Annotated in this window: 13 protein-coding genes, 1 riboswitch and 1 other annotated feature; of the genes, 9 read left to right on the forward strand and 4 right to left on the reverse strand. The window is 42.8% G+C overall.

Annotated features, from left to right (window positions below):
* Positions 1-353 precede the first annotated feature (353 nt).
* Positions 354-534: riboswitch (Lysine riboswitch) on the forward strand.
* Between the two features lie 113 nt (positions 535-647).
* The 9 genes from FCV43_RS14790 (at position 648) to hisIE (ending at position 9,918) form a co-directional block, all read left to right on the forward strand.
* On the forward strand, positions 648-2,243 hold the full coding sequence (locus tag FCV43_RS14790) for a Na+/H+ antiporter NhaC family protein (protein WP_136995638.1): 1,596 nt from the start codon (positions 648-650) through the stop codon (positions 2,241-2,243).
* A gap of 188 nt (positions 2,244-2,431) precedes the next feature.
* Positions 2,432-2,564, forward strand: a sequence feature (His leader region).
* Between the two features lie 67 nt (positions 2,565-2,631).
* Positions 2,632-3,528 carry an ATP phosphoribosyltransferase gene (gene hisG / locus FCV43_RS14795; RefSeq protein ID WP_017052219.1) on the forward strand — a complete coding sequence of 299 codons (897 nt, stop codon included), beginning with the start codon at positions 2,632-2,634 and terminating at the stop codon, positions 3,526-3,528.
* Between the two features lie 5 nt (positions 3,529-3,533).
* Positions 3,534-4,856 (forward strand): histidinol dehydrogenase, encoded by a 1,323-nt coding sequence (gene hisD / locus FCV43_RS14800; protein WP_136995639.1) that lies wholly within the window; start codon positions 3,534-3,536, stop codon positions 4,854-4,856.
* A 2-nt stretch (positions 4,857-4,858) separates the two neighbouring features.
* Positions 4,859-5,902, forward strand: coding sequence for a histidinol-phosphate transaminase (hisC, locus tag FCV43_RS14805; protein WP_136995640.1), 1,044 nt, complete (start codon positions 4,859-4,861; stop codon positions 5,900-5,902).
* A 92-nt stretch (positions 5,903-5,994) separates the two neighbouring features.
* Positions 5,995-7,068 (forward strand): bifunctional histidinol-phosphatase/imidazoleglycerol-phosphate dehydratase HisB, encoded by a 1,074-nt coding sequence (hisB, locus tag FCV43_RS14810; RefSeq protein ID WP_136995641.1) that lies wholly within the window; start codon positions 5,995-5,997, stop codon positions 7,066-7,068.
* A 14-nt stretch (positions 7,069-7,082) separates the two neighbouring features.
* The gene (gene hisH / locus FCV43_RS14815; protein ID WP_136995642.1) at positions 7,083-7,703 is read left to right on the forward strand and encodes an imidazole glycerol phosphate synthase subunit HisH; all 621 of its coding nucleotides are present in this window, start codon (positions 7,083-7,085) and stop codon (positions 7,701-7,703) included.
* Between the two features lie 72 nt (positions 7,704-7,775).
* Positions 7,776-8,513, forward strand: coding sequence for a 1-(5-phosphoribosyl)-5-[(5-phosphoribosylamino)methylideneamino]imidazole-4-carboxamide isomerase (hisA, locus tag FCV43_RS14820; RefSeq protein WP_017054705.1), 738 nt, complete (start codon positions 7,776-7,778; stop codon positions 8,511-8,513).
* Positions 8,495-9,268 (forward strand): imidazole glycerol phosphate synthase subunit HisF, encoded by a 774-nt coding sequence (gene hisF / locus FCV43_RS14825; RefSeq protein WP_017054706.1) that lies wholly within the window; start codon positions 8,495-8,497, stop codon positions 9,266-9,268. Before hisA ends, hisF begins: the two co-directional genes overlap by 19 nt.
* Complete coding sequence (gene hisIE / locus FCV43_RS14830; protein ID WP_017054707.1) at positions 9,265-9,918, forward strand: bifunctional phosphoribosyl-AMP cyclohydrolase/phosphoribosyl-ATP diphosphatase HisIE; 654 nt, start codon at positions 9,265-9,267, stop codon at positions 9,916-9,918. The genes hisF and hisIE overlap by 4 nt, the downstream gene beginning before the upstream one ends.
* Before the next feature lie 85 nt (positions 9,919-10,003).
* Here hisIE and FCV43_RS14835 read toward each other — a convergent pair whose 3' ends face one another.
* The 4 genes from FCV43_RS14835 to FCV43_RS14850 all read right to left on the reverse strand — a co-directional run bounded on the left by FCV43_RS14835 (position 10,004) and on the right by FCV43_RS14850 (position 13,245).
* On the reverse strand, positions 10,004-10,543 hold the full coding sequence (locus FCV43_RS14835) for a YchJ family protein (RefSeq protein ID WP_136995643.1): 540 nt from the start codon (positions 10,541-10,543) through the stop codon (positions 10,004-10,006).
* Between the two features lie 77 nt (positions 10,544-10,620).
* The gene (locus FCV43_RS14840) at positions 10,621-11,844 is read right to left on the reverse strand and encodes an EAL and HDOD domain-containing protein (protein ID WP_136995644.1); all 1,224 of its coding nucleotides are present in this window, start codon (positions 11,842-11,844) and stop codon (positions 10,621-10,623) included.
* Positions 11,845-11,952: 108 nt separating this feature from the next.
* Positions 11,953-12,681 (reverse strand): UDP-2,3-diacylglucosamine diphosphatase, encoded by a 729-nt coding sequence (gene lpxH, locus FCV43_RS14845; protein ID WP_136995645.1) that lies wholly within the window; start codon positions 12,679-12,681, stop codon positions 11,953-11,955.
* A gap of 69 nt (positions 12,682-12,750) precedes the next feature.
* Positions 12,751-13,245, reverse strand: a complete 495-nt coding sequence (locus tag FCV43_RS14850) for a peptidylprolyl isomerase (RefSeq protein WP_017054711.1) — start codon at positions 13,243-13,245, stop codon at positions 12,751-12,753.
* Between the last annotated feature and the right edge of the window lie 78 nt (positions 13,246-13,323).

Consider the following 13,323-nt stretch of genomic DNA (forward strand, 5'->3'; position numbering starts at 1 on the left):
TATTAATTATTATTTAAATTGTTTATATGATTAAAATTTAGGAATTATTAGAAAAATAGATAGTTTGAACAATAGACTAATTTCATATTGACGTTAAATAAAGTAATTGATATTTGATTTATAAATGCAATAAAGAAAATACATTTGGCAGCGTAGGTCAAAAAGATGTGACTTTTGACACATAGTGCTGTGCAACTGCATACTTATTTGTATTGAATATGGTATGTCACATATGTTTTTAACCATGGAATGATGTGTTGCAATGGTGCTATAGATAAGTACAATGAGTTTTACCTGATGCAGGTATGCAGTTTTTTTGTTGCTTTTTTATTCACGCAATAGTCAAATTGTATTCTTGCCGTAGAGGTGCAATTACAATCAGTATCTGTTATTGGGGTGATGCCAATGAATAACAGTGAAAGGTGTAGTTGCCGAAGTAAGTCTGTAAATTAAAACGGCTTGCTGGGGTTGTCATCAAATAGGGACAACACTGCCATAGTCTTATTTTTTAAACTATGGAGCGCTACTGTAGGGTTGGGTTAGGCAATTGCTGTCCTTCCGTTAAGTTACATATAAGTCCGATTTAATAGTGAATCGTCACTTATCTGCAGTAGATCTCTAACCAAAATAACTGGTTTTTGAAGATCATGAATTTAATCGATTTTGCAACATCTCCTCTCTCTCTCTTGCCCGCAATCGTGGCATTGAGTCTTGCTATTATTACTCGTCGAGTTTTAGTCTCTTTAGGTGTCGGTATCGCCATGGGCGCTATTTTGCTTGCTGATTATTCAGTAGGTAGCGCAGTCAGTTACGTCGGAACGAAAGTGTCTGGTGTATTTATTGAAGATGGTGGCATCAACTCTTGGAACATGAGTATTGTTGGTTTCTTACTACTATTAGGCATGATGACAGCTCTGCTTACGCTTTCTGGTGGTACTCGTGCGTTCGCTGAATGGGCACAATCAAGAGTTAAAAGTAAACGTGGTTCAAAACTGCTTGCTGCATTTCTTGGCGTGTTTATTTTTGTCGATGACTACTTTAACAGTTTAGCTGTAGGTGCGATTTCTCGTCCAGTGACGGATCGTTTTTACGTTTCTCGCGCAAAACTGGCGTACATCCTTGATTCTACAGCAGCACCGATGTGTGTGATTATGCCTGCTTCTAGCTGGGGCGCATATATCATGACAATCATTGGTGGCATCCTAGTGACTCATGGTGTGACTGAGTATTCTGCATTGGGCGCATATGTCCGTCTTATTCCAATGAACTTTTATGCGGTATTTGCTCTGTTGATGGTATTCGCTGTTGCTTGGTTTGGACTTGATGTGGGCAAAATGCGAGAGCATGAGATTAACGCTTCTCAAGGTCGCGGTTTTGATGAAGATAATGATAGCCAAGATGCGCATGATCTTAATGAAGAGTTGGATATAAAAGAGAGCAGCAACGGTTCTGTATTGGATCTAGTGCTACCTATTCTGGCTCTTATTGCAGCCACTGTGGCGGCAATGCTTTATACCGGTAGCCAAGCACTGGCTGCGGACGGAATTGCATTTAACGTCTTAGGTGCTTTTGAAAATACCGATGTAGGTAAAGCACTTATCTATGGCGGCAGTGTTGGTCTAGTGTTGGCTATAGTGACGGTTGTGCGTCAAAAACTGCCAGCGATTGAAATCGTGCGCACTATGTGGATTGGCGCTCGTTCAATGTTCGGAGCCATTCTGATCCTTGTTTTTGCATGGACAATCGGTTCTGTCATCGGTGATATGAAAACGGGTACTTACTTATCATCGCTTGCACAAGGCAATATCGGTACGCATTGGCTACCTGTAATTCTGTTCTTGCTTGCGGGTGTAATGGCATTCTCAACAGGTACATCGTGGGGAACATTCGGCATCATGTTACCGATTGCAGGTGATATGGCCGCCGCAACGGATATTGCATTAATGCTACCAATGCTCGGTGCTGTACTGGCTGGTTCAGTATTTGGTGACCACTGCTCTCCAATTTCCGATACAACGATATTGTCATCTACTGGTGCTCGTTGTAATCATATCGATCACGTTGCGACTCAATTGCCTTATGCCGTTTCTGTTGCGTTAGTCTCTTGTGTTGGCTTCATCGTGCTAGGTTTTACATCATCTGTTGCGCTTTCTTTTGTTGCAGCATCGGTGGCTTTTGTGGCCGTTTGTTGTGTATTAGCCGCGTTATCAAAATCAAAAATGGCGAATGCTCAGAAAGCTTAATTCATTGATTATCTGTGATAAAAAAGGAAGATTCGTCTTCCTTTTTTTGTGCGCGTAACAAATAAATGGTTAGCCAGTTAAATTTTTTTAAATTAGTTGTTGAAAATCATCACTAGCTTAGTTAGTGTGAATGACAAGACAGTAAGCCAACAAGAGTAAATAACTATGCGCAAATTCGTAATGAACATTCATCACCATCATCACCCAGTTTAGTCTTTCGGGAGATACGCGCATACCCGGGAGGCAGGAAAACTCCCGGAGGTTAAGTCAAAGTATTTAGATTTAAACCCTCGGGAGAGAAACTTCCGAGGGTTTTTTTATGCTTACAGAATTCATTATTTTTATAACGACTTAATAAATATTCAATAATTTGCACAGGGATAAAGCAATGCAATCACAACGACTAAGAATCGCAATTCAAAAAAAAGGCCGCTTAAGTAAAGAGTGCCAAGACCTACTTAAAAAGTGCGGTGTTAAATTCAGCATAATGGGTGAACGTTTAGTTGTTCACTCCGAAAATATGCCAATTGATCTATTACTCGTTCGCGATGACGATATTCCAGGTCTTATCATGGACGGTGTGGTAGATCTTGGTTTCATCGGTGAGAATGAATTAGAAGAGGTTCGCCTAGACCGTAAAGCACTGAATGAACCAAGTGAATTTATCGCATTACGCCGATTAGACTTTGGCGGTTGTCGACTGTCTATCGCGATTAATAAAGATGAAGAATATAACGGTCCGCAAGATTTGGCCGGCAAACGAATTGCGACAACATACCCTCAATTGCTAAAGAGCTATATGGATGAACAGGGCGTTGATTTCAGCACATGTATGCTAACAGGTTCCGTTGAAGTCGCTCCTCGTGCTGGGTTAGCGGATGCGATTGCAGATTTAGTCTCGACAGGTGCAACCTTGGAAGCGAACGGCTTAAAAGAGGCGGAAGTCATTTTCCAATCTAAAGCGACCCTTATTCAGAGAACCGGTGAGTTTGATACTGACAAAGTGGCGCTGATCGAAAAACTGCTGACTCGCATGCAAGGTGTACAGCAAGCAAAAGAGTCAAAATACATTATGCTGCACGCCCCTACCGATAAGCTTGAGCAGATCAAATCACTGTTACCGGGCGCTGAAGATCCTACCGTACTCCCTCTATCATCTGATACGGATAAAGTGGCTGTACACCTAGTGAGTACAGAGAATTTATTCTGGGAAACGATGGAGCAGCTTAAAGAGCTCGGTGCGAGTTCAATTCTAGTGCTTCCTATTGAAAAAATGATGGGGTGATTGAGATGAGAACGGTTGTTTGGCAATCATTAAGTGAATCGCAGCAAGATGCGATTCTAGAACGTCCAGCTATTACTGAAGGCGCGAATATTACCTCTGCTGTCGCTGATGTTATTCGTCAAGTTCGTGCAGGCGGCGATAAAGCATTAATCGAGTTAACTGAAAAGTTTGATCGTGTTGTCCCTGAGTCTATCCGCGTCTCAAACCAAGAGATAGAAGATGCCTCTGCGCGACTGAGTGATTCGATGAAAGAAGCATTGAATCAAGCGTACGACAATATTGCAAAGTTTCATAAAGCCCAAAAGCCTCAACCTTTACGTGTGGAGACTCAACCCGGCGTTGTGTGTGAGCAAGTCACTCGCCCGATCAATACCGTTGGTCTATATATTCCAGGAGGAAGTGCGCCGCTCCCTTCAACCGTATTGATGCTTGGCGTTCCATCGCAAATTGCAGGTTGTCGAAAAGTCGTACTCTGTTCTCCACCTCCTATTGCAGATGAAATCTTATATGTAGCGAAGTTATGTAACATAGATGAAGTGTATAACGTCGGTGGTGGTCAGGCTGTTGCGGCAATGGCTTATGGGACTGAATCAGTTGCTAAAGTAGATAAAATATTTGGCCCGGGGAATGCTTATGTCACAGAAGCCAAGCGTCAGGTGAGCAATGATTTCCGAGGCGCGGCGATAGATATGCCTGCGGGTCCTTCTGAAGTACTGGTCATTGCCGATGAAAACGCTGACCCAGACTTTATAGCGGCTGATCTATTGAGCCAAGCAGAGCACGGGCCAGATTCACAAGTTGTATTAGTTACGCCTTCACCCATGATTGCCGACCAGGTGACGGATGCAGTGCAAGCGCAACTACAGCAACTCTCTCGTGCAGATATTGCTCAAAAAGCACTGTCATCAAGTTTGGTTATTATTGCTGAATCATTAACCCAAAGTATTTCGATTTCAAATTACTATGGTCCTGAGCACTTAATTGTTCAAACTAAAAACCCTCGTGAATTGCTTCCTTTGTTAGACAATGCGGGTTCAATTTTCTTAGGTGATTGGTCTCCTGAGTCTGCTGGTGATTACGCATCGGGTACCAACCACGTGTTGCCGACATATGGTTATACGAAAACATACTCTAGCCTTGGACTAGCTGATTTTTCTAAACGAATGACAGTACAAGAACTCACAGCGGATGGGCTGAAAGTTCTAGCTCCCACTGTCGTGACAATGGCAGATGCTGAAGGGCTAGATGCGCATAAACGCGCGGTAACCATTCGTATTGAAAAGCTTGCAAAAATAGAGATAAGCGACCAAGCAGGGAAGGGAGTTTAGTTATGGAAAAGCTTGCACGTAAACAAGTGCAGTCATTGACTCCTTACTTATCTGCGCGTCGAATTGGCGGCAGTGGGGATGTGTGGTTAAACGCAAATGAATCCCCGTTTGATAACGAATACAAAACCGACTTTTCACGCTTGAATCGTTATAGTGAATGTCAGCCTAAGGCTCTTATCGAAGCATATGCGGCTTATGCAGGTGTTAAACCTGAGCAAACACTGACCTCACGTGGGGCCGATGAAGGCATTGAGCTTTTGATTCGTGCTTTTTGTGAGCCGGGTGAGGATGCGATTCTGTTCTGCCCACCAACGTATGGAATGTACGCGATCAGTGCGGAAACATCTGGTGTTGAACAAAAAACAGTACCGCTTACGCAAGATTGGCAACTGGATATTAACGGTATCGAATCTAATTTAGAGTCAGTTAAATTAGTGTTTGTTTGTAGCCCTAATAATCCAACTGGAAACGTGATTAAGCGCGCTGATATCGTTCGTCTCCTTGATATGACAAAAGATAAAGCTATCGTGGTCATGGATGAAGCGTATATCGATTTTTGTCCTGAAGTCTCAACGGTTGACTTACTTGAGCAATACCCGAATTTAGCGATTTTGCGTACGCTTTCCAAAGCTTTTGCTTTAGCGGGGTTACGTTGTGGGTTCACCCTCGCGAACAAAGAGATCATCGATGTTTTATTGAAAGTCATTGCGCCATACCCAGTTCCAGTTCCGGTTGCTGAGATAGCCATTCAAGCTTTATCTGAATCAGGGTTGGCCCGTGCAAAATTTCAAGTATTGGATTTGAATGCAAACCGAGCTTATTTACAAGCAGGGCTGATGACTATCGCGGGTATCGAAATTTTCGAAGGGTGGGGCAATTACTTATTAGTGAAATTTAGTGATGGTGATGCGTTATTTAAAGCAGCATGGGAAAAAGGGATCATTTTAAGAAACTCCCCAATTAAAGACTGTGTTCGCATTAGTATTGGCAATCGAGAAGAGTGTGAGAAAACGGTTGGATTTATTCGTAACTATTACGCTGTCTAGATGATGATTTAAGAAAGTGGCGATATCGCTCGTTTCATGATTATTGAGGTTAGATTTTTAACCTTTAGCTTTATATTTAAAAGGAAGTTCCAGTGAGCAATCAACAAAAAATTCTATTTATTGATCGAGATGGCACCTTAATTGTTGAGCCGCCGATCGATTTTCAAGTTGACCGTTTAGATAAATTAAAACTTGAGCCCTTCGTGATTCCTAGCCTGCTTTCATTGCAGGAGGCGGGTTATCGATTAGTGATGGTGACAAATCAAGATGGCTTAGGGACAGACAGTTACCCTAAAGCGGATTTTGATGCCCCTCAAGATATGATGATGGAAATATTTGAGTCTCAAGGCGTTAAGTTTGACGATGTTTTAATCTGCCCGCACTTTGATGAAGATAACTGCTCTTGCCGTAAGCCGAAATTGGGTATGGTTAAAGAGTACCTTCAAGGTGGCAAAGTCGATTTTAAACATTCAGTCGTGATTGGAGATCGCGCCACGGATTTAGCCCTAGCAGAAAATATGGCGATCCGAGGGATCCAATACAATCCAGAGTCGATGAACTGGAAAGATATCTTAAAAGACCTCACGGTGAACGCGAGAACCGCTGAAGTCATTAGAACCACTAAAGAGACGGATATTCGTGTTGCGGTCAATTTGGATGAATCTGGTGGTAATCAGATCGAAACGGGAATGGGCTTTTTTGATCACATGCTTGATCAAATCGCGACTCACGGTGGATTCCAGTTAAAGCTCAATGTGAAAGGTGATTTGCACATTGATGATCACCACACAATTGAAGATACAGCATTAGCGCTTGGTGAAGCGTTAAAAGAAGCGCTCGGAAGCAAGCGTGGCATTGGTCGATTTGGCTTTAGTTTGCCAATGGATGAGTGCTTGGCTCAGTGTGCTTTAGACTTGTCTGGACGCCCTTATCTTAAATTTGACGCAAAATTTAGCCGTGAGCAAGTTGGCGATCTTTCTACCGAAATGGTGGTGCACTTTTTCCGGTCGTTAACTGATACCTTAGCTTGCACTCTGCACCTATCATCGACGGGTGACAACGATCACCACATCATTGAGAGCTTATTTAAAGCATTTGGCCGTACACTTCGCCAGGCGATTAAGGTCGAAGGGAATGAATTACCTAGCAGCAAAGGCGTGCTTTAACGAGGGAATGAATCATGCTTAATCAGAACATTGTCATTATCGATACTGGTTGTGCCAACGTATCCTCAGTGAAATTTGCGATACAACGTTTGGGGTATGAAGTGGTGATTTCGAAAGATCCTGAAGTGGTCTTAGCCGCAGATAAGTTGTTTTTGCCAGGAGTCGGTACCGCAAGCGAAGCAATGAAAAACCTTGAGCAGCGAGATCTAATTAGTTTAGTCAAACAAGTCGAAAAACCGCTGCTTGGGATCTGTTTAGGAATGCAGCTGTTAGGGCGTCTCTCTCAAGAGAAAGGCCAGAAAGCGGATGCTCAAGTTGAGTGTTTAGGTTTGTGTTCTGGTGAAGTTCGTTTGATGGAAACGGGCGATTTGCCATTGCCACATATGGGGTGGAATACCGTGTCAGCATCTCAAGGGCACCCTTTATTCAAAGATATTGAAGAAGGCGAATACTTTTACTTTGTGCATAGCTTCGCCATGCCGGTTGGTGATTACACCATCGCTCGATGTGAATATGGCAACCCATTTACCGCTGCTTTGCAAAGTGATAATTACTATGGGGTTCAATTTCACCCAGAGCGTTCTTCAAAAGCAGGTTCGAAGCTGATACAAAACTTTTTAGAGCTGAGTTTTTAGAGATGAGTTTTTAGAGCTAAGTTTCTAGAGCTGTAGTCATACCGCATCTATGAGAAAAAAAAGGAATTTACATTGATCATTCCAGCATTAGATTTAATAGAAGGCCAAGTCGTTCGTTTGTTCCAAGGGGACTATGGTCAAGTAACAGAATACAAAGTGGATCCGGCTGAGCAGTTTAATCTGTATCACCAAGCGGGAGCGAACTGGCTTCATCTTGTCGATCTTACCGGCGCAAAAGATACCACTGCCCGCCAGCTTGATTTGATCGCCACCTTGTTAGCCAGTACCCCAGCGAGTATTCAAATTGGTGGTGGCGTTCGCAACGAGCAAGATGTGGTGGATTTACTTGAAGCAGGCGCACAACGAGTCGTGGTGGGTTCAACGGCCGTTAAACAGCCTGAATTAGTTAAAGGTTGGATGACAAAATACGGAGCCGAGAAGATCGTACTCGCTCTCGATATCAATATTGATCAGCAAGGCGTACGTAAAGTTGCAATTTCAGGCTGGCAAGAAGATTCAGGCGTGACGATCGAAGCGTTGATCGATGATTATTTAACGGTTGGTTTGAAGCATGTGCTGTGCACGGATATTTCAAGAGACGGGACCTTAGAAGGCTCGAATGTCGAACTGTATGTTGATCTTTGTAAGCAATATCCACAAGTGCAATTTCAATCATCAGGCGGCATTGGATGCTTAGCGGACATTGAAGCTTTAAAAGGAAGTGGTGTCGCTGGCGTGATTGTTGGCCGTGCGCTTTTGGATGGTAAGTTTACCGCAGAGGAGGCGTTCTCATGTTGGCAAAGCGAATAGTACCGTGTCTCGATGTCCGAGATGGACAAGTGGTAAAGGGTGTTCAGTTCCGAAATCATGAAATTATTGGTGATATTGTTCCTTTGGCGCAGCGATACGCTGAAGAGGGGGCGGATGAGTTGGTCTTCTACGATATTACCGCATCGAGTGACGGCCGAGTGGTTGATAAAAGCTGGGTGGCACGTGTCGCGGAAGTGATTGATATTCCATTCTGTGTCGCGGGTGGCATTAAATCGGCTGAAGACGCATCTCGCATTTTAGAGTTTGGTGCGGACAAAGTCTCTATCAACTCGCCTGCGTTAGCGAACCCAGAGCTGATTACCAAGCTTGCCGATAAGTTTGGCGTTCAGTGTATCGTGGTTGGTATCGACTCCTATTTTGACAAAGAGACGGGAAAATATCAGGTATATCAATTTACCGGAGATGAAGCTCGAACTAAGGCTACTAACTGGGAAACCCGTGATTGGGTACAAGAAGTTCAAAAGCGTGGAGCAGGTGAAATCGTATTGAATATGATGAACCAAGATGGTGTTCGTAACGGTTATGATATCGAACAACTTAATATGGTTCGTGAAGTTTGTGGCGTGCCGCTTATTGCTTCTGGCGGAGCTGGAGCGATGGAACACTTTGCACAAGCGTACAAAAAGGCCAATGTGGATGGGGCACTTGCAGCCTCAGTCTTTCATAAGCAAGTCATCAACATTGGCGAATTGAAACAGTATTTGAAACAACAAGGCGTGGAGATACGTTTATGAGCGATCAATTTCAGCAACAGTGGCAACAACAGGACGTAGCATCGCTTTCGGATCGTATCGATTGGGAAAAAGTTGGAGGGTTGGTTCCCGCGATTGTGCAGGACTTTACCTCAAGCCAAGTGCTTATGATGGGTTACATGAACACTGAAGCATTGGCTAAAACTGGGCAAACGGGTCAGGTCACCTTCTTTTCTCGAACGAAAGAGCGTTTATGGACCAAAGGTGAAACGTCTGGCAACGTACTGCAATTGAAGAATATCTCATTAGATTGTGACAACGATACTCTACTTGTGAAAGTTTCACCAATTGGCCCTACTTGCCATACAGGCACGACAACCTGTTGGGATTCAGACAAACAAGAAGAATCCCAAATGGTTTGGCTTCATCAACTTGAGCAGTTATTGGCTGCCCGCAAGGACGCCGATCCTGACTCTTCTTATACTGCCAGCCTTTATGCCCGTGGCACCAAGCGTATTTCGCAGAAAGTGGGGGAAGAAGGTGTTGAAGTCGCGCTTGCGGCGACGTCGGGTGATAAGGCGGAGTTAGTGTGTGAATCGGCTGATTTGATTTATCACTTGCTTGTTTTACTTCAAGATCAAGGTTTATCGATGAATGATGTGATTAATAAATTAAAAGAGCGACACAAATAATTTTTCAGGCTTGAATCTCATTTTTATTCGTACTGATTCGCTCCGTTTTTCTATTCGGAGCGAATTTTTTGTTTGTTGAGGAGGGCTAACCGCAACACTTCTTAAACTTTTTACCACTGCCACAGATGCATGGATCATTTCGTCCGATCTTGAAATTTTCAACCGTCTGATTTAAACGTGGATCGCTAGGCTGCTGGGGCTCTGTGTTATTAGGCTCATGGGGCTGATCTTGGACTTCTGGAAATTCCCCATCAATGTAATACCAAAGGTCGTTCTCTTTTAAAAAGCGAGACTTTTCTGATAAACAGAGCTGTTCACCATCTTCGTTTAGGTAAGCTTTAAATTCTACAAAGCCCTCATTTTCATCCTTACCCATTGAAGTTGAAATTACTTCAAGTTTACACCAGTCACTATCAATTGAATCTGCAATGCCTTCGCGTTGCTCTTGAGCGTTGCAACTTGGGTGATAAGTATCGACGACGTAATCGACGAGACCCAACACATGAGCCGAGTAACGTGAACGCATTAACTGTTCTGGCGTTGTGACATCAGCATGATGCTTATGAGCAATTTCACAGCAGCTTGAATAAGGTTTATTCGTTCCACATGGGCATGAAGACATGATTTATTCCTGATAATAAAATGACCTCAACAGAGGTCATCTAAAATATGTGAGTGGTGTAGTTGTACTGAGTGCGTTGGTTAATGCTGCATGGGGGACATTAAATCTTGTGACCATGCGACCACTTCATCACAGCATTGGGCAAGTTGCTCTTCGCTGATACCGAGTTGTTCTCGCAAGAGCAGTGTCTTATCCCACTGTGCTTTTTCATACGCAGTGATCAAGGATAAGAGGTTACCCAGCAAACCTTCTTGCTTCGTGAGGGCGAGTCTTATCTCATCGTCAATTGGGATAGAATCTATTAATTGATCCAGCGGGTGATCGAGCAGAGAATCAAGCAACGAAAACATACCCGTTAGAAACGCTTGCCCACGAAGATCGTCATTTTGTGTGTCTAGTTTTAGTGATAACAACTCACACAATCTGGCGCGTTGAATCGCGAGTCCATAAAGAGAATCGGGTTTACGCTCTTGAGTTGACGCAATGGCAACGAAAGAGACAAACTGTCTCAGTTTCTGTTCACCCAAATAGACGAGTGCTTGTCTAAAAGACTTGATACTCGTAGTAATCATATGATTTGAGTTTACGTAAGTGAGCAATTTAAACGATAACGTCACATCACACGATAGTAATCGTTCTACTTCAGCAAAGTTAATGGGCTCAACCGCGATCTCTTTACATAACTGAACAATCGTAATGAAATTTGGATTCATCGCTTTACGCTGAATCATCTCCGGCTTACTGAAGAAATAACCTTGAAAGTAATGGAATCCAGCTTTTTTTGCCTCTTCATACTCTTCGTAGGTTTCCACTTTTTCAGCTAAAAATTTGATTTTAGTATTGGCAAGTCGCTGGATGAAAACCGCTGACTTCTCAATTGAAACTTGGCGAATATCGAATTTGATAATAGAGATGTAAGGTAAAAATCGAACCCAAGCTTTACTTGGAATAAAATCATCAAGTGCGAGCTTGTACCCCATTGAAGCCAGCTTCTTAATGGCTTCAAATAGTTCATCATCAGGCTCACAGTCTTCAAGGATCTCAACAATTAAGTTGTGATTTGGAAAAAGAGAAGGAACCAGGTTCACTAAACTTTGATATGGAAAATTTACGAATCCAAGTTTCGTGCCCAACATGCTGTAGTGAGTCGTTAAAAAATGATCAGACAATAACCTGCTGGTTGCGAGGTTAGGGTCGATTTCAGGAAAGGTATTTTTAGGACCGTCTCTAAACAGCAGTTCATAACCGATCGTTTTCTTATCTATGTCTAAGATAGGCTGGCGTGCTACGTAGGTATACTTCAATGTCGAATCGCGTTCGGTTAAGATTATAATGATTTATGATAGCGTTTTTTAGTAAAAATTCTATGTTTCAGTCGAGGAAAATAAAATAAAAAGCGCAATCTTAACTAATTAACCTGAAAAGGGTCTTTCTTGTAGTTCAAAACCCTGCGCGTTTAGTACAAGAACTGAGCCCTGGGTATACCAATCACCAAGAACAATACGAGTTTTTGTACCTTGTGATGTTTGCAAGGAATGAATATTTGGTCTGTGGGTATGCCCATGAATCATCAAATCAACATTATTATGATCGAGCACTTTTTCAACTTCGCTTTGCGTCACATCCATGATATCCAAAGACTTAGTCTGCTTATCTCCTTTGATATCGGACTGCACCTTCGCGACGATTTTTTTCTTAATAAAAAATGGGATTCTATTGAAAACAAACTGTAACCACGGTTGATGTACTTTTTCCCGAAAAGCGAGATATTTCACATCTTCAGTACAAAGGGTATCACCATGCAGTACCACAGCCTTATTTCCATAAAGATCAATCACGGAGACTTCATCTAATAGTGTGACACCCGTCTGTTTAGCAAATCGCTTACCGACTAAAAAATCTCGATTTCCTTGAGTGAAGTAGCAAGGTACGCCAGAGTCGACTAACTGTCGAAACGCTGCGCGAATATCCGATGCGAATGTCGAAGTATCATCGTCACCCACCCAAAACTCGAATAGATCACCTAAGACATAGAGGGCATCGGCATGGATCGCTTCCTCACGCATAAAGGTATAGAAACATTCAGTGATATCTGGACGCTGGGGAGTAAGGTGAAGATCGGAGATAAATAGAGTATTCATAGTATAAAAAAGGGGAGTAATAAATACGCCCCAGTTCCTATTGTTTTGTATCGAATGTATTAAATCGAATTACGCTTCGATTGTTGTACCAGTGATGATCACTTCTTCTAGTGGAACATCTTGGTGCATACCCATAGTACCAGTGCTAACACCTTTGATCTTGTTAACAATATCCATGCCTTCAACAACTTCAGCGAATACACAGTAGCCCCAACCATCACGGCTCTCTGAGCGGAAGTTTAGGAAAGCGTTGTCGTTTACGTTGATGAAGAACTGAGAGCTTGCAGAATGTGGTTCCATCGTACGAGCCATTGCTAACGTACCAACTTTGTTTGCAAGGCCGTTATTTGCTTCGTTCTTGATAGTCGCACGAGTTGTTTTTTCTTTAAGGCCAGAAGTCATGCCGCCGCCTTGGATCATGAAACCATCGATAACACGGTGGAAAAGCGTGTTGTCGTAAAAACCATCACGGCAGTACTGTAGAAAGTTTGCGCTAGTTTCTGGTGCTTTTTCTTCGTTTAGTTGAACTTTGATGTCACCAAAATTTGTGTGAAGGATGATCATGATTGTTACCTTACTGTGTTTTTTAATATGAGGTCGGGATTCTAGCCTAAGTCGAGCCACATTCAAATGGTGAAATGT

The organism is Vibrio genomosp. F6 (genome assembly GCF_005146325.1).
GTDB lineage: Bacteria > Pseudomonadota > Gammaproteobacteria > Enterobacterales > Vibrionaceae > Vibrio > Vibrio cortegadensis.